Annotated in this window: 18 protein-coding genes, 1 tRNA gene and 1 other RNA gene; 13 read left to right on the top strand and 7 right to left on the bottom strand. The window is 64.1% G+C overall.

Annotated elements, in window-relative coordinates; all coding sequences use genetic code 11:
- Positions 1–62: 62 nt before the first annotated feature.
- The 5 genes from AM2010_RS05335 to AM2010_RS05320 all read right to left on the bottom strand — a co-directional run bounded on the left by AM2010_RS05335 (position 63) and on the right by AM2010_RS05320 (position 1,657).
- Complete coding sequence (locus tag AM2010_RS05335; RefSeq protein WP_047806193.1) at positions 63–278, bottom strand: DUF2842 domain-containing protein; 216 nt, start codon at positions 276–278, stop codon at positions 63–65.
- Positions 278–847 carry a 5-formyltetrahydrofolate cyclo-ligase gene (locus AM2010_RS05330; RefSeq protein WP_420834972.1) on the bottom strand — a complete coding sequence of 190 codons (570 nt, stop codon included), beginning with the start codon at positions 845–847 and terminating at the stop codon, positions 278–280. The genes AM2010_RS05335 and AM2010_RS05330 overlap by 1 nt, the downstream gene beginning before the upstream one ends.
- 27 nt (positions 848–874) lie before the next feature.
- Positions 875–1,045: non-coding RNA, 6S RNA (gene ssrS, locus AM2010_RS14530), on the bottom strand.
- 10 nt (positions 1,046–1,055) lie between these two features.
- Positions 1,056–1,463: a cell division protein ZapA gene (locus AM2010_RS13715; RefSeq protein WP_053043944.1), complete on the bottom strand. Its 408-nt coding sequence runs from the start codon at positions 1,461–1,463 to the stop codon at positions 1,056–1,058.
- Positions 1,460–1,657: a hypothetical protein gene (locus tag AM2010_RS05320; protein ID WP_047806191.1), complete on the bottom strand. Its 198-nt coding sequence runs from the start codon at positions 1,655–1,657 to the stop codon at positions 1,460–1,462. Before AM2010_RS05320 ends, AM2010_RS13715 begins: the two co-directional genes overlap by 4 nt.
- A gap of 191 nt (positions 1,658–1,848) precedes the next feature.
- Between AM2010_RS05320 and tkt the strand changes: the two genes are divergently transcribed.
- From tkt to AM2010_RS05290, 6 genes are all read left to right on the top strand, one after another.
- Positions 1,849–3,822: a transketolase gene (tkt, locus tag AM2010_RS05315; protein ID WP_047806190.1), complete on the top strand. Its 1,974-nt coding sequence runs from the start codon at positions 1,849–1,851 to the stop codon at positions 3,820–3,822.
- A 14-nt stretch (positions 3,823–3,836) separates the two neighbouring features.
- On the top strand, positions 3,837–4,844 hold the full coding sequence (gene gap, locus AM2010_RS05310; RefSeq protein ID WP_047806189.1) for a type I glyceraldehyde-3-phosphate dehydrogenase: 1,008 nt from the start codon (positions 3,837–3,839) through the stop codon (positions 4,842–4,844).
- Positions 4,845–4,996: 152 nt separating this feature from the next.
- Positions 4,997–6,196 carry a phosphoglycerate kinase gene (locus AM2010_RS05305; protein WP_047806188.1) on the top strand — a complete coding sequence of 400 codons (1,200 nt, stop codon included), beginning with the start codon at positions 4,997–4,999 and terminating at the stop codon, positions 6,194–6,196.
- Complete coding sequence (locus AM2010_RS05300) at positions 6,190–7,275, top strand: serine hydrolase domain-containing protein (protein ID WP_047806187.1); 1,086 nt, start codon at positions 6,190–6,192, stop codon at positions 7,273–7,275. Before AM2010_RS05305 ends, AM2010_RS05300 begins: the two co-directional genes overlap by 7 nt.
- A gap of 11 nt (positions 7,276–7,286) precedes the next feature.
- Complete coding sequence (locus AM2010_RS05295; protein WP_047806186.1) at positions 7,287–7,748, top strand: PaaI family thioesterase; 462 nt, start codon at positions 7,287–7,289, stop codon at positions 7,746–7,748.
- A gap of 99 nt (positions 7,749–7,847) precedes the next feature.
- On the top strand, positions 7,848–8,735 hold the full coding sequence (locus tag AM2010_RS05290; RefSeq protein ID WP_047806185.1) for a fructose bisphosphate aldolase: 888 nt from the start codon (positions 7,848–7,850) through the stop codon (positions 8,733–8,735).
- Between the two features lie 20 nt (positions 8,736–8,755).
- Here the strand turns inward: AM2010_RS05290 and AM2010_RS05285 are convergent, their stop codons facing one another.
- Positions 8,756–9,166, bottom strand: a complete 411-nt coding sequence (locus AM2010_RS05285; protein ID WP_156178709.1) for a hypothetical protein — start codon at positions 9,164–9,166, stop codon at positions 8,756–8,758.
- Between the two features lie 70 nt (positions 9,167–9,236).
- On the opposite strand from AM2010_RS05285, the gene thiE reads away from it, so the two are divergent.
- Both thiE and AM2010_RS05275 read left to right on the top strand, forming a co-directional pair.
- On the top strand, positions 9,237–9,884 hold the full coding sequence (gene thiE / locus AM2010_RS05280; protein ID WP_047806184.1) for a thiamine phosphate synthase: 648 nt from the start codon (positions 9,237–9,239) through the stop codon (positions 9,882–9,884).
- A 70-nt stretch (positions 9,885–9,954) separates the two neighbouring features.
- Positions 9,955–10,680 carry a M23 family metallopeptidase gene (locus AM2010_RS05275; RefSeq protein WP_053044110.1) on the top strand — a complete coding sequence of 242 codons (726 nt, stop codon included), beginning with the start codon at positions 9,955–9,957 and terminating at the stop codon, positions 10,678–10,680.
- Positions 10,681–10,725: 45 nt separating this feature from the next.
- On the opposite strand, the gene AM2010_RS05270 is transcribed toward AM2010_RS05275, so the two are convergent.
- Complete coding sequence (locus AM2010_RS05270) at positions 10,726–11,112, bottom strand: hypothetical protein (RefSeq protein ID WP_047806183.1); 387 nt, start codon at positions 11,110–11,112, stop codon at positions 10,726–10,728.
- Positions 11,113–11,241: 129 nt separating this feature from the next.
- Between AM2010_RS05270 and efp the strand changes: the two genes are divergently transcribed.
- The 5 genes from efp to AM2010_RS14160 all read left to right on the top strand — a co-directional run bounded on the left by efp (position 11,242) and on the right by AM2010_RS14160 (position 13,758).
- Positions 11,242–11,805 carry an elongation factor P gene (gene efp, locus AM2010_RS05265; protein WP_047806182.1) on the top strand — a complete coding sequence of 188 codons (564 nt, stop codon included), beginning with the start codon at positions 11,242–11,244 and terminating at the stop codon, positions 11,803–11,805.
- Position 11,806: 1 nt separating this feature from the next.
- Positions 11,807–12,160, top strand: coding sequence for a hypothetical protein (locus tag AM2010_RS13710; RefSeq protein WP_053043940.1), 354 nt, complete (start codon positions 11,807–11,809; stop codon positions 12,158–12,160).
- A gap of 16 nt (positions 12,161–12,176) precedes the next feature.
- Positions 12,177–12,995: an inositol monophosphatase family protein gene (locus AM2010_RS05255; RefSeq protein ID WP_047806181.1), complete on the top strand. Its 819-nt coding sequence runs from the start codon at positions 12,177–12,179 to the stop codon at positions 12,993–12,995.
- Positions 12,996–13,060: 65 nt separating this feature from the next.
- A tRNA-Leu gene (locus AM2010_RS05250) sits at positions 13,061–13,145 on the top strand.
- Between the two features lie 226 nt (positions 13,146–13,371).
- A complete protein-coding gene (locus AM2010_RS14160; protein WP_150115237.1) occupies positions 13,372–13,758 on the top strand; it encodes a hypothetical protein in 387 nt (128 codons plus the stop codon).
- The last annotated feature ends 427 nt before the right edge of the window (positions 13,759–14,185 follow it).

Raw genomic sequence — 14,185 nt, 5'->3', positions numbered from 1 at the left:
AGAGCGCGTCGCAGGCTGCCTGCGGCGAAGGCCGTATCGAACCGGGATTGTGCGCCTGGGCCTCAGCCCCAGCGACCGGTTTCCATCCAGATCAGGAAGCGTCGCAACGGCAGAAGCCAGACGATGCCCAGCGCCAGATAGATCGGGGCCTGGCCCCAGGCCGGCCAATCGCCGATCAGTTCGGGGACATAGCGTGCAATCAGCAGGCCGTAGGCAATCAGCCCGGCGAGCAGCGCGAGAATGCCGACGGGAAGGCGCCAGCTGGGTTGATCGCGCATCAGAACGGACCGTAGAGGCGCGTGGGCGTAACCACGGCGTCGAGCGGGACATCGTGCGGCTCCACCGGAATATCCTCCACCAGTTGCGCATCCCAGGCCAGCCCGATGCGAAGCGTTTCCGGCCGGCCGGCGAGCCAGCGATCGTAATGCCCGCCGCCTTGCCCCAGCCGGTCGCCGCGCGTGGTGAAGCCGATCAGGGGAACGAACAGGACGTCCGGCTCGACGGTCTCGGCATCGGCTACGGGCTGGTGCATTCCGAACGGGCCATCTTCCAGATCGCCTTCGCCGAAAGGATCGCTGTGGAGCGCGAACTGCATTTCCGCCTCGCGCGTGGCAAATCGGGGAAGCGCAACGCGATGGCCGCGCTCGGCGAAAAACCGGGTGTAGGATGCCGCCGGCGCCTCATCGCCATGCGCAACATAGAGGCCGATCGTCACCCCTTCGGCTATGCGGTCCAGCAAAGGTGCCGGGGGGCGGTGGAACACCAGCGCACGAACCTGGTCGGGCAGGGCGGCAACGTGTTCGCGCCGCGCGGCGCGCAGCGCCTTTCTCAGATCGGCCTTGGTCATTCTTCGCATATATCCGGGAAATGGGGCGGCGGAACCACCATGGGTCGTTTTCCGGGAAATCCTCTGACGCCTCAACGTCAGGTGGGCGCCGTATGCCCCGACCCCCCGGACGAACCAGTGAATCGGAGCAGGGACAGCTCCCTTTGGATTGCTTATAGCCTCAGGGATGTTCGATCGGATCGTTCCGGGCAGTCCCGCCACGTTTCATTTAGGTGTTCGTCGCCTTGCTCTCAAGCTTATCGGCACAAGTTTCGAGCAGATCGGCAAAACGTTCGAGGGCAGGGGCGAGTTCGGGATCGTCGAACAGGCTTGTCGAAGAGCGCGGTGGCTCGGAACGAAGCCGGGCCACTTCGTCGGCCAGCGCATCCCGTTCCGCCTCCACCGTTGCGAGCTTCCGGTTGAGGGTGTCGCGCGTTCCGCGCTGTTCGTGCGCTTCGTCCGCCAGCAACAGCGCGGCGAACAGCATGTTCTGCGCTTCCTTGTTCGAGACATTGCCGCCAAGCTGCTGAAATTTGGCGTCTATTGCCTCGCCCAACTGCTTTACGTGCGCTTCTTCGCCATCGGCGCAGGCAATGGCGTATTCTCGGCCGCCGACCGTGAGGGTGACCTCGCTCATCGGTCGAGCCTTTCGATCAGATCGTCGATCTCCTTCAGCGCGCCGGCGGCGGCTTCGCTCAGCCGCTCGTGCTTTTCCACCAGATCGGCAAGGGCAGCGGGCGGCGGCGTACGCTCGGCATCGGCCACAGCGGCAATCCGCGTGAGCGCGGACTCTATGCGCTGGACGGCGCGTTCAAGACGCTGGTCAACCATAAGACCAAAATATCGCAAATACGTGACGGCGCAAAGCCTTGTTGCCGCCTGTTGATAACTCGGCGCGTGCGATGGCGGGGAAGGGGGCGGTCCCCGCTGTTGACCTGCGCCCACGGGTCCGCAAAGGGTTCCGCGCCCGAATCGTCGCGGGCAACGTGCATAAATCCCTTACTCGCAGGAGCCCGCCCCGCATGAGCCTCGACCCGACCCGACTGGCGCCGATGGCCAATGCCATACGCGCGCTCTCCATGGACGCGGTGCAGGCAGCCAAGTCGGGGCATCCCGGAATGCCGATGGGCATGGCCGATGTGGCGGCAGTGCTGTGGTCGAAATATCTGAAATTCGACCCCACCGCGCCGGATTGGGCCGACCGCGACCGCTTCGTGCTGAGCGCAGGGCACGGGTCCATGCTGCTGTATTCACTGCTGCATCTGTCGGGCTACGACCGGCCGACGATGGATGACATCGCCAATTTCCGCCAGCTGGGCAGCCCGTGTGCCGGCCACCCGGAGAACTTCCTGCTCGATGGCGTGGAATCCACCACCGGCCCGCTGGGTCAGGGGCTGGCGATGGCGGTCGGGATGGCGATTGCAGAGCGGCATCTCAATGCTGAATTCGGCGACGATCTGGTCGATCACCGCACCTGGGTGGTCGCCGGCGACGGTTGCCTGATGGAAGGCATCAACCACGAGGCGATCGGGATTGCCGGCCACCTGAAGCTGGGCCGGATGATCGTGCTGTGGGATGACAATGCGATCACGATCGACGGGTCGACCGATCTTTCCACCAGCGAAGATATCCGCGCCCGTTATGATGCCACCGGGTGGCATACGGTGACGTGCGACGGGCACGATCCCGAAGATATTCAGCGCGCGATCGACGAAGCTCTGGCCGACGAGCGGCCTTCGCTGGTCGCCTGTCGCACGGTCATCGGCAAGGGCGCGCCGAACAAGGAAGGCAGCAGCGCCGTGCACGGTGCGCCACTGGGGCCGGAAGAAGTCGCCGCCGCGCGTGAGGAACTGGGCTGGAACGCGCCTGCGTTCGAAGTGCCGGAGGATGTTCTGTCCGACTGGCGCGCCACCGGTGAACGCGGGCGAGCGGTTCATGCCGAATGGGGAACCCGGCTCGAAGCGTCTGAACGCAAGGCGGAATTTGTTCGCCGGATGGCGGGCGATCTGCCGGCGGGGGACAAGGCGCAGCAGGCTTTTGCCGAATGGCTGGGTCAGGACCACACTGTCGCCACCCGCAAGGCATCGGAAATGGCGCTGGAAGTTCTGGTGCCGCTGCTTCCCGAAATGGTCGGCGGCTCTGCCGACCTGACCGGATCGAACAATACCAAGACCAAGGCGATGCAGGCGCTGACCGCCGACGATTACAGCGGGCGCTACCTCTACTACGGGATTCGCGAATTCGGCATGGCGGCGGCGATGAACGGGATGGCGCTGCACGGCGGCGTGATCCCTTATGGCGGCACGTTCCTGATCTTCAGCGATTATTGCCGCAATGCCGTGCGCCTTTCGGCCTTGCAGCAAGTGCGCGCGATCTATGTCTTCACCCACGATTCGATCGGTTTGGGTGAGGACGGGCCGACGCACCAGCCGGTCGAACAGGTGATGAGCCTGCGGTTGATCCCCAACCTCAATGTTTTCCGCCCCGCCGACGTGATCGAAACCGCCGAATGCTGGCAGCTCGCGCTCGCGCAGAAGGGCACGCCGTCGGTTCTGGCGCTCAGCCGCCAGAACCTGCCCCAGCTGCGCCACGACGGTGACATGCTGAGCGCAAAGGGCGCCTATCGCCTGCGGGCGGCGAGCGGGGAGCGCAAGGTCGTGCTGATCGCGACCGGCTCCGAAGTCGAGGTGGCCTGCGCTACGGCGGAGGCGCTGGAAGCGGATGGCATCGGGACGGATGTCGTGTCGATGCCGTGCATGGAGCTGTTCGCCGAGCAGGACGAAAGCTATCGCAACGATCTGCTGCCCGCCGATGCGCTGAAGGTTTCGATAGAGGCCGGATCGACGCTGGGCTGGGAACGGTACACCGGCACCGACGGGCTGCAGATCGGGCTCGACCGGTTCGGTGCCTCCGCCCCCGCGGGCGATCTGTTTGCAAAGTTCGGCTTCACCGCTGAAGCCATTGTCCCACAAATCAAGGCCCGTCTGGGCCGCTAGCAGGAGCTTGTCATATGGCGACCAAGGTTGCGATCAACGGATTCGGACGTATCGGGCGGCTCGTCGCGCGGGCCATCCTGGAGCGTGACGATCACGATCTCGAACTCGTTTCGATCAACGATCTGGCCGACACTGCATCGAACGCGCTGCTGTTCGGTTTCGACAGCACGCATGGCCGTTTCCCCGGCACGGTGGAAACCGACGGCAACGACCTGGTCGTCAACGGCAAGCGGATCCATGTCACTGCGGAGCGTGATCCCGGCAAGCTCCCGCACGGCGCGAACGGGGTGGACATCGTCCTCGAATGCACCGGTTTCTTCCAGTCGGACGAAGCCAGCCGCCCGCATCTGTCCGCAGGTGCCAAGCGCGTACTGATCTCCGCCCCGGCCAGCGGCGTGTCGAAGACGATCGTGTTCGGTGTCAACCAGGACACGCTGACCGCCGACGACGAGATCGTTTCCAACGCCAGCTGCACCACCAACTGCCTGGCCCCGGTGGCCAAGGTGCTGAACGATACGGTGGGGATCGAGCGTGGTTTCATGACCACGATCCACAGCTACACCAACGATCAGCGGATGCTGGACCAGATCCACAAGGATCTGCGCCGTGCCCGCGCCGGCGCGCAGAACATGATCCCGACCACGACCGGCGCCGCGCGCGCGGTCGGCCTGGTCCTGCCCGAACTGAAGGGCAAGCTCGACGGGTCTTCCGTCCGCGTGCCGACGCCGAACGTCAGCCTCGTCGATCTGGTGTTCACGCCGGGCCGCGACACCAGCGTGGAAGAGCTGAACGCCGCACTCAAGGTCGCGTCCGAAGGCGCGATGAAGGGCGTGCTCGACTATACCGACCAGCCGCTGGTTTCGAGCGACTTCAATCACTATCCGGCCAGCTCGACCGTCGACAGCCTCGAAACCTCGGTCATGGAAGGCAAGCTGGCCCGCGTGGTCAGCTGGTACGACAACGAATGGGGCTTCTCCAACCGGATGATCGACACTGCCGGCGTGATGGCCGGCCTGCTGTAACTCCGGCGCTTCCCCCGGCGGAAGCAGACCTGAACCGACGGATGGCGGTGGGGCGTGGGGCACCCGCCGCTGTTCGGAATATCCGCGAATGCCCCTCCACCCCGCGCCGCGGGTGCGGCTCCCCGCCTGTCGGGGAGGATCGGAGTTCGGAAATGTCCAAGTTCAAGACGCTCGACGATCTGGGGGACGTGACCGGCAAGGTCGCGCTGGTGCGGGTCGATCTCAACCTGCCGATGAAAGATGGCTCCGCGACCGACGTGACGCGGGTGGAAGCCAGCATGCCGACCATCCTCGAACTGGCCGATGCAGGCGCGAAAGTCCTGCTGCTGGCCCACTTCGGCCGCCCGGGGGGCGAACGCCATTCGATGCTGAGCAACAGTTTCATCCAGGGCGACGTGGAACGCGTGCTGGGCCGCGAGATCATGTTCATTTCCGAAGTCGCGGGCACGGTGGTCGAACAGTCGCTCTCGATCCTGCGCAACGGTGACATCGGCCTGCTCGACAATGTCCGCTTCTGGAAGGGCGAGGAAGCGAACGACCCCGATTTTGCGAAGGCCATCGCCGCGCTCGGCGATTTCTACGTCAACGACGCCTTTTCCGCCGCCCATCGGGCCCATGCCTCGACCGAAGGGCTGGCGCACCTGCTGCCGGCCTATGCCGGGCGGGCGATGGAAAAGGAACTCACCGCGCTCGACAGGGCGCTGGGCAACCCGGAAACCCCGGTTGCCGCGGTCGTCGGCGGGGCGAAAGTTTCGACCAAGCTCGACGTGCTGGAAAACCTCGTCGGCCGGGTCCAGCACCTGATCATCGGCGGGGGGATGGCCAACACCTTCCTTGCCGCGCGGGGCGTCGATGTCGGCAAGTCGCTGTGCGAGCATGACCTGACCGCCACCGCCAACGCGATCATGGACAAGGCCGATCATTCCGGCTGCACGATCCACCTGCCGTACGATGTGGTCGTGGCGAAGGAATTCGCCGCCAACCCGCCCTCGCTGCGCACCTGCAACGTGCACGAGGTGGAGGCGGACGAAATGATCCTCGACATCGGCGCGCAGGCGACCGAGGCCCTGGCCGACGTGCTCAAGACCTGCCGCACACTGGTGTGGAACGGCCCGCTGGGCGCATTCGAGACCGAGCCGTTCGATACTGCCACCGTCGCCCTGGCGAAGACCGCTGCGGCCCTGACGCAGGACGGGTCGCTCATCTCTGTCGCCGGCGGCGGCGATACGGTCGCGGCGCTGAACCATGCGGGCGTGGCCGACGGCTTCAGCTACGTTTCCACCGCCGGCGGCGCCTTCCTCGAATGGATGGAGGGCAAGGAACTGCCCGGTGTCGCCGCTCTATCATGCTGAGAGCGCTGCTCGCGTTCATCCTGCTTGCCGCACCGGCCGCGGCCGCGGCGCAGGATGAGTTCGCCGAGTTCGAGGCATTTCTCGAAGAATTTCGCCGCGACCATTCCACCCCTTCGCTCAGCGCGGTGATCGTCCGCGACGGTGCGATCGTGTGGGAGGGGTACTTCGGCACTTACGACGACGAAGGCGAAATACCGACCACGGCGGATACGACATATTCGATCGCGTCCGTCACGAAGCCAATCGCGGCGACCGCCATCCTCGCCGAAAGTCTGGCCGGCGATCTGGAGCTTGGCACGCCGATGTCGACGGACGCGGACTGGGACGGAACCTGCGAGTGGCTGTCGACTTCCGCGATCCCGTTCGGTGGGGGCGGGGCGGATCGTCACGGCAACCCGATTGCACCGATGGATTGCGATCGCCCCACGACTTTGGCCGAAATGCTCGATATGCGGGCGAACGGGGATACTTTCGTCTACAACCCGATCGCCTTTGCGCGGATCGACCGCGCGATTTCGGGGGCCGGAGGGCGCGCGCTGAGGGCAATCGTGCGTGACCGGGTGATGGAACCAGCGGGAATGCGCAATGTCGCCCTGGGCTGGCACGATCCCGAACAAGGCGATGCGCTTCGCTTCCTGGCGCCGCCGTTCCATCCGGTCGGTGACATCATGGCCAAACAGGCGCTTTCCGATGACGATTTTCGCGCCGCTGGCGGCATTATCGCCGCACCGCGTGCGCTCGCCGCGTTCGATATCGCCTACGACGCGGGCCTGCTGGTTCCCCCGGCTCTGCGAAAGCGGTTGATCGACGACGTGGAAATCGGCCCGCTGGGCGATTACCGGCACGGTTGGTGGCTGGAGGATTGGGCCGGCGAACGGCTGATGTGGCATTCGGGCTGGGACGAAGGGCGTTATTCGTCGCTCTATCTCAAGGTTCCCCGCCAACGGCTCACTCTGGTCGTTCTTGCCAATACGGAAGCGGTTTGGTGGGGCAACTCACTGGTCAAGGCCGAAGTAGCGGAAAGCCCGATTGCGCGCCGCTTCCTCGACCAGTTCGTTGCGCCGCGCCGGAAGGACTGAGGAAACGTATCATGAGCGAAGCACCGGTCGTCAGTGACGATAACGGCCTGGTCGAGGTGACCGAAGGCGAGTGGGCCGGGTGGTGGCGCTGGCAGGGCGATCCTTTCGAAGAACGGGCGGGGCCGTTCTATGAAAAGGAACTGGACGACGGCACGATGGTCACCGCCTTCCGCGGCGAGCCGCGGCACATGAACGGTGCGGGCTTCATGCACGGTGGCTGCCTGATGACTTTCGCCGATTCGGCGATCTTCACCATCGCCCGCGAGGCAATGGGGGGCAGCCACGGCGTGACGCTGCACCTCGGGGCCGATTTCCTCGATCCCGCGCGCGTCGGCCAGCTGATCGAAGCGCGCGGCGAAGTCGTCAGGGCCGGGGGAAAGACCGTCTTCGTGCAGGGCCTGGTAACGGCCGATGGCCAGCCGGTTCTGCGGCTCGACGGGATTATTCGCAAGATTTCGGGACGCCGCGACTGAACGCCGGCCGATGCGCGCGGCATGGTGTTGCGGCAGGCTGGCGGGCTGGCTAAAGGCTGCCCGACGCATTCGTATGCACTGGACACGAGGGAACTGTCGATGAACCAACAGGAAATGACCGACCGCATTGCCAGGGGACAGGGCTTTATCGCCGCGCTGGACCAATCGGGCGGTTCCACGCCGAAGGCGCTGCGCGGCTATGGTGTTTCCGACGATTCCTGGTCTGGCGATGACGAAATGTTCGCGCAGATCCATGCCATGCGCAGCCGGATCGTCGAAAGCCCGTGCTTCGGCTGCGGCAAAGTGCTGGGCGCGATCCTGTTCGAGAAGACGATGGATGGCGACAGCGGCGGCAAGCCGGTGCCCGACCGGTTGAAGGAACGCGGCATCGTGCCTTTCCTCAAGGTCGACAAGGGGCTGGAGGACGAGGCGAACGGCGTCCAGATGATGAAGCCGATGCCCGATCTGGAAAGCCTGCTCGCACGCGCGAAGGCCAAGGGCGTCTTCGGCACGAAGATGCGTTCGGTCATCAAGCGTAACGACCCGGCCGGCATCAAGGCGATCGTGCGCCAGCAGTTTGCCGAGGGCGCACGTATCCTCACCGCCGGGCTGGTCCCAATTATCGAGCCGGAATACGACATCACTGCGGCCGACCGGGCCGAAGGGGAAAAGATCCTGCTCGAAGCGATCGAGGAAGGTCTGGACGCGCTCCCCGCAGGACAGCAGGTCATGCTGAAGCTGTCGATCCCGGCCGAAGCCGGCCTCTATTCCGGCCTGGTCGATCATCCGCGCGTGCTGCGCATGGTTGCGCTGTCGGGTGGTTATTCGACAGACGAAGCGTGTGAGAAGCTCTCCGCGAACCCTGGAATGATCGCCAGCTTCAGCCGCGGCCTGTTGCAGGATCTGCGGGCGAGCCAGACGGACGAGGAATTCGACGCCACGCTGGGCGCGGCGATTGAGCGCATTCACGCCGCCAGCATGGCCTGAGGTTCGATCCCCCGCGCGGCCTATCGCGTTTCGTAAACGAAGCGATATTCGCGCGGGGCGATCTCGCTGTCGGTCTGCCTTTCGGGAATGCCGGAAACCAGTGCGACGACACGATCGTGCGTGCCGTAGCTTTCGCCCAGCGTCAGATCGGCGGTGTCGCGCCACCCGGCGCCGTCGATCCGCGTCCTGACGATCAGCCGCCCGGCCCAGACGCAGCGAGCGTTTTCGGGACAGCGGCTGTCTTCCACCACGGATTTGGGGGTGAGGACCAGTTCGCCGACGCGCACGGGCTGGTCGATGGGGACGGCGTACCCTTCCGGCTTTGGCGTGCCCTGTACGATGGGCGCGTCAGGAACGACCGCGCATCCGGTAAGGGGGAGGGCGGCAAGCGCAAATGCAGTGAAGAAGCTGGCTCTGATCATATAGGTCATAACGCCCATGCGAGCTTTCGGGTGCCTGAATGCGTGACGAATCCATTCGGGAGCATTACCTAGCGGCGGCATGACCGATCCGAACCCACCGACGCAGCTCTATCTGATCTCTCCGCCCCAGGTTGACGGTGAATTTCCGGCGCGACTGGAACGTGCGCTGGCCGTCGGCCCGGTCGCCGCGTTTCAGTTTCGCGTGAAGGGGCTCGATCAGCACGAAGCGGCACGCCTTGCCGCGCCTTTGCAGGAAATCTGCGCTGCGCATGATTGCGCGTTCATCGTCAACGATTCGATCGCGCTGGCAAAGCGTTTGGGGGCGGATGGCGTCCATCTGGGACAATCCGATGGATCGCCGGGGGAAGCGCGCGAGGCGTTGGGCCGCGACGCGCAGATCGGCGTGACCTGTCACGCATCGAGGCATCTGGCGATGGAAGCGGGCGAGGCCGGGACCGACTACGTCGCATTCGGCAGTTTCTTCCCCAGCGAAACCAAGGCCAGCGAACATCGGCCGGATACCGATCTGCTTGCCTGGTGGAGCTCGGTGTTCGAAATCCCGTGCGTGGCGATTGGCGGGATTACGCCGGACAACTGTGCCCCTCTGGTTGCTGCCGGGGCCGACTTTCTTGCAGTGAGCCATGCCGTGTGGGGCGCGGACGATCCCGGCGTGGCGGTCGAGGCGTTTCATCGGGCAATCGGCGCGGCCTCCGCTCCGCAGCCATGACCGTCGTGGGCAGCTAGCCGGCGCGTATGGCTGCTTGCGTGAATTGGTGCTATTCCAAGCGGCTATGGCCATGAATTTCATCGACCGGACCCTGACTGTGGTTGTGACCGCCACGCTCACTTCCGCTGTGTGGATCGTTGCCGGCGGAAGCCTGATCGAATTTGCCGACAGCGACGGCCAGCGCGAAACGACCCGTCCGGCGGAAGCGGCCCCCAGCCCGAGCCCCACTGCCGTTTCGCCAGCCGCGGATGCGGAACCATCGGCGAATTCGACAACCGCCGCGCCGCTGGCCGGAAGCGCTCTTCGCGCGGCGCCTCTGGCTCCGTCGCCGACCGGCACGACCGATGCCTCAGCGCGGGAACTTATTATCCCCGTTCTCAACGTCCGCGCCAGCGATCTCAGCGACACGTTCGCCGATACGCGTGCGGGCGGGGCGGGAATGCACGAGGCGATCGACATCATGGCGCCCGAAGGGACCAGCATCATCGCCGCGGCGCCCGGGACGATCGAGAAACTCTATCGCTCCGACGCCGGTGGAAATGCGATCTACGTGCGTTCGACCGATGGCCGGACGATTTATTACTACGCCCATCTGCAGAAATACGCGCCCGGCCTGACCGAAGGGCAGCGCATCCGCCGCGGGCAGCGTCTCGGGGCGGTGGGCAAGACGGGCAGCGCATCGGGCGACACGCCGCACCTCCATTTCGCCATGCTGCGCACCACCGCAGATGCCGAATGGTGGGAGCCGGCCAATGCCATCAACCCCTATCCGCTGCTGACCGCCGGCCCGCGCTAGCGCCCCGACAGGACAATTCGTCGCCCTTCTGAGGGGCGGTGTAGCTTAGGGGGCGGCCGGCCCGCCGCGCACGCACCGTATGCGACCCGGCGATCCGTCGGCCCCAAGCTCGCGCAAGGTTCCTGTGCCGGTGCGCACAAAGCGCCGGCCTTTCAGCGGCCCACGGGTGAAAACGACGTGATCGCCGGTCAGCAGATACGTGCCGGTATCGCCTTCCACGCGGTAGGTGGAGGCGGTGTTGATGGCGAAAACGTCCCCCTGCACCGGCGTCCAGGGCGCGCCTGCGGCATCGCCGGGTGTCGCACAGCGATAGATCCCGTGGGGAAGCGTGCCCAGTTTGCCTCCTGGCGCAGCCACGGCAGACGTGGCCGTCAGAGCCAGCGAGACGGCCGCGAGCGAGCGCGATGCGTGTGAAAGGGCGGGGATCGACATGACCCGGCGGCTGTAGCATCGCCCCGCGTCCTATGCCAGCGACCTTGCCCGAACTGGGCCGCTAAGCTAAGGCGCGGCGCGCGATTGCAGGCGGGTTGGTCCGCCCATCAGACGAAGGCTCCTTGAACCATGAAAATCAGCGGCGTGGACATCCGTCCCGGCAATATCCTCGAATACGAAGGCGGCATCTGGAAAGTCGCCAAGATTCAGCACACCCAGCCCGGCAAGGGCGGGGCCTACATGCAGGTCGAGATGAAGAACCTGCAGGATGGCCGCAAGACCAACGTCCGCTTCCGCAGCGCCGACACGATCGAGCGTGTGCGGCTCGACACCAAGGAATTCCAGTTTCTCTACGAAGACGGCGAAATGCTCGTTTTCATGGATCAGGAAACGTACGAACAGATCAACCTGCCTTCCGATCTTCTCGGCGATGCCAAAGCTTTCCTTCAGGACGGTATGCAGGTGACGCTGGAGCTGTGGGAAGAAAAGCCGATCTCCGTCGCGCTGCCCGAACAGGTCGAAGCGACGATCGTGGAAGCCGATGCCGTGGTGAAGGGGCAGACCGCGTCCTCCAGCTACAAGCCCGCTGTGCTCGACAACGGCGTGCGCGTGATGGTGCCGCCGCATATCGAAAGCGGCACGCGGATCGTGGTCGACGTCTACGAACGGACTTACGTGGGCAAGGCGGGCTGAGATGGGCGAAGGCGGCGATCCGAAACTGGCCGGGATCGACCTGGTCACCAGCTATATCCTCGGCGTCATCTACGACGACGAGTCGCTGACGCTGGAGATGGATTTCCACCTTCTCGAAACTCACCCCCGCTACGAAGCGCCGGGCGAGGGGGCGGATGGCTGCTATCGCAAGGGCTTCATCCGCTTCGCCGACCTCGACGATCTGCGCCTGCGCAAGGCGAAGCCCGAGGATGGCCGCAAACTTGACTATAGCGACATCTATTCGGCCACGATTGACGGCGATTACGCCAATATCGCGAGCGGATGGGGCGAAATCGAACTGACCGCGCAATCGATCCAGATTGCGCTCGACTGACAGGATTGACACTACGATGGCCCTTCCCGGACTGATCCGCGTGATGGAACGCGCCGCTCGCAAGGCAGGCGGCCGCCTGCGCCGCGATTTTGGCGAGATCGAACACCTCCAGGTCAGCCGCAAGGGGCCTTCGGATTTCGTGTCGAAGGCCGACCAGGTGGCCGAACGCACGATCTATGACGAGCTTATCCATGCCCGCCCCGATTGGGGCTTCGTGCTGGAAGAAGCCGGCACGATCGAGGGGGACCCGACCAAGCCGCGCTGGGTCGTCGATCCGCTGGATGGGACGAGCAACTTTCTCCACGGCATTCCGCACTTCGCAATCTCCATCGCAGTGCAGGAACCGAAGCTGGACGGTTCGGGCTGGGGCGAGGTGACGGCGGGGGTCGTCTATCAGCCGATCACCGACGAAACATTCTGGGCGGAAAAGACGCGCGGCGCCTGGCTGCAGGACGGGCGGCTGCGGGTTTCCTCGCGCTCGCGCCTGCCCGAGGCGCTGATCGCCACTGGCATCCCCTATGGCGGGCACGGCGACTTCGGCGAATGGGGCCGGATTTTCGCCGCGATCGGTCCGCAGGTCGCGGGCATCCGCCGCTACGGCGCGGCATCGCTCGATCTCGCATGGCTCGCCGCAGGGCGCTTCGACGGGTTCTGGGAAAGCGACCTTTCGGATTGGGACACGGCCGCCGGCTGCCTGCTGGTGCGCGAAGCCGGCGGCTTCGTCAGCGATTATCGCGGCCGTTCGCAGCCGATTCATGCCAAGCAGGTGCTGGCCGCAAACGACAGCCTGCATTCCAAATTGCACAAGCTGCTGGCGGGTGCGCTGAAAGCCTGAAAAGACCGCAAGAGCATTCTTGCGGGGTCGAACCCGCTCCGCTATCCGCCGCGCTCCCGCACAGTGCCCCTGTGGCGGAATTGGTAGACGCGTTCGACTCAAAATCGAATTTCCACGGAAGTGCCGGTTCGAGTCCGGCCAGGGGCACCAGAGTTTGGCCTAGCTGCCCTATCTTTCGCCCGTTTTCTAAAGGTTGGGCAATCGAACTGAGGCGCAGGCAGGTCGGACCTTGATCTGGCCGCGTGTTGGCAGAATCGCTCCAGCTTGGGCTAAAAGCCTGATTTCCGCTAGCGACGACGTTGCGGACAAATCAGAAGGCGTTAATTTCAAGCTATGGGCAGAGACAACGTGTCCAAGATTCCGTGGGGGCTTTGGAATGAGGCGACTTCTGGTTGGAATTGCACTGGGTGCGGCAGCGAGCACTCTTTCCTTCATTGTCGGAGGATTTCTGTCTCAAGAAAAAAGCCATGAAGAAAGGACAGTCGTCTTATTTTTCGATGGTGAGAAATCGGAAGAATATTACCATTCAGCTCCCGCTTATGAGTTAAGTGTAGCATCTATAGGCGAAAAACTGAGAGATTGCGGTGTAATCGAATTGCACTTCGTCCCTTCTCGAGGCCTTGATTCAAGTCCGTTTGTTGCTGTTTTCTGGGACGAAATGAACGATATAGAGTCCGGTTGTGTAGAAGATATCATGAAAAGTGGAGAAGGGAGGTGGTCCATCCACTCGGCCAGGGATGCAATCGAGTTAGGACTGCCCTAGCTTTGGTGCCCAAACAGGCCTTGGATCTCCCTTATTCCTCGTCATTGTCACCCACGGAATTTAGTCCCGTCCGCAAGCCACCCAATTTCGGTCAAAGGCCAGAATCGCTGTCTGCGGGAAGCTGACGTTTCAGTTTCTGGCTGGGAGGGCGCCAAGTCGCACACGCAGACAGTTGGACATCGCCTTGCTGAATGCGGCGGCTTACCGCGGGCTGCCAGGTAGGTTGGACATCAGCAAAGCGCTGATTCCATAGAATTCCCGCACTCTGACCAAGAGCACCATCGGAATAACGCGCGGCCCGCCACCTCTTTCACCGGACACCGTAGCCCGGTTGCCCGGCGTCTCCCCACTCCACGACAGACCGCATCGGCGATATTCGCTTGATCTTGCGGCGCTCCTCTGGGAATTCGGATGGGCATGTTTCCGG

The sequence above is a fragment of the Pelagerythrobacter marensis genome (assembly GCF_001028625.1).
Taxonomy (GTDB): domain Bacteria; phylum Pseudomonadota; class Alphaproteobacteria; order Sphingomonadales; family Sphingomonadaceae; genus Pelagerythrobacter; species Pelagerythrobacter marensis.
The sequence above is the reverse complement of the archived record's forward strand: the minus strand, read 5'-3'. Positions and strand labels throughout refer to the sequence as shown.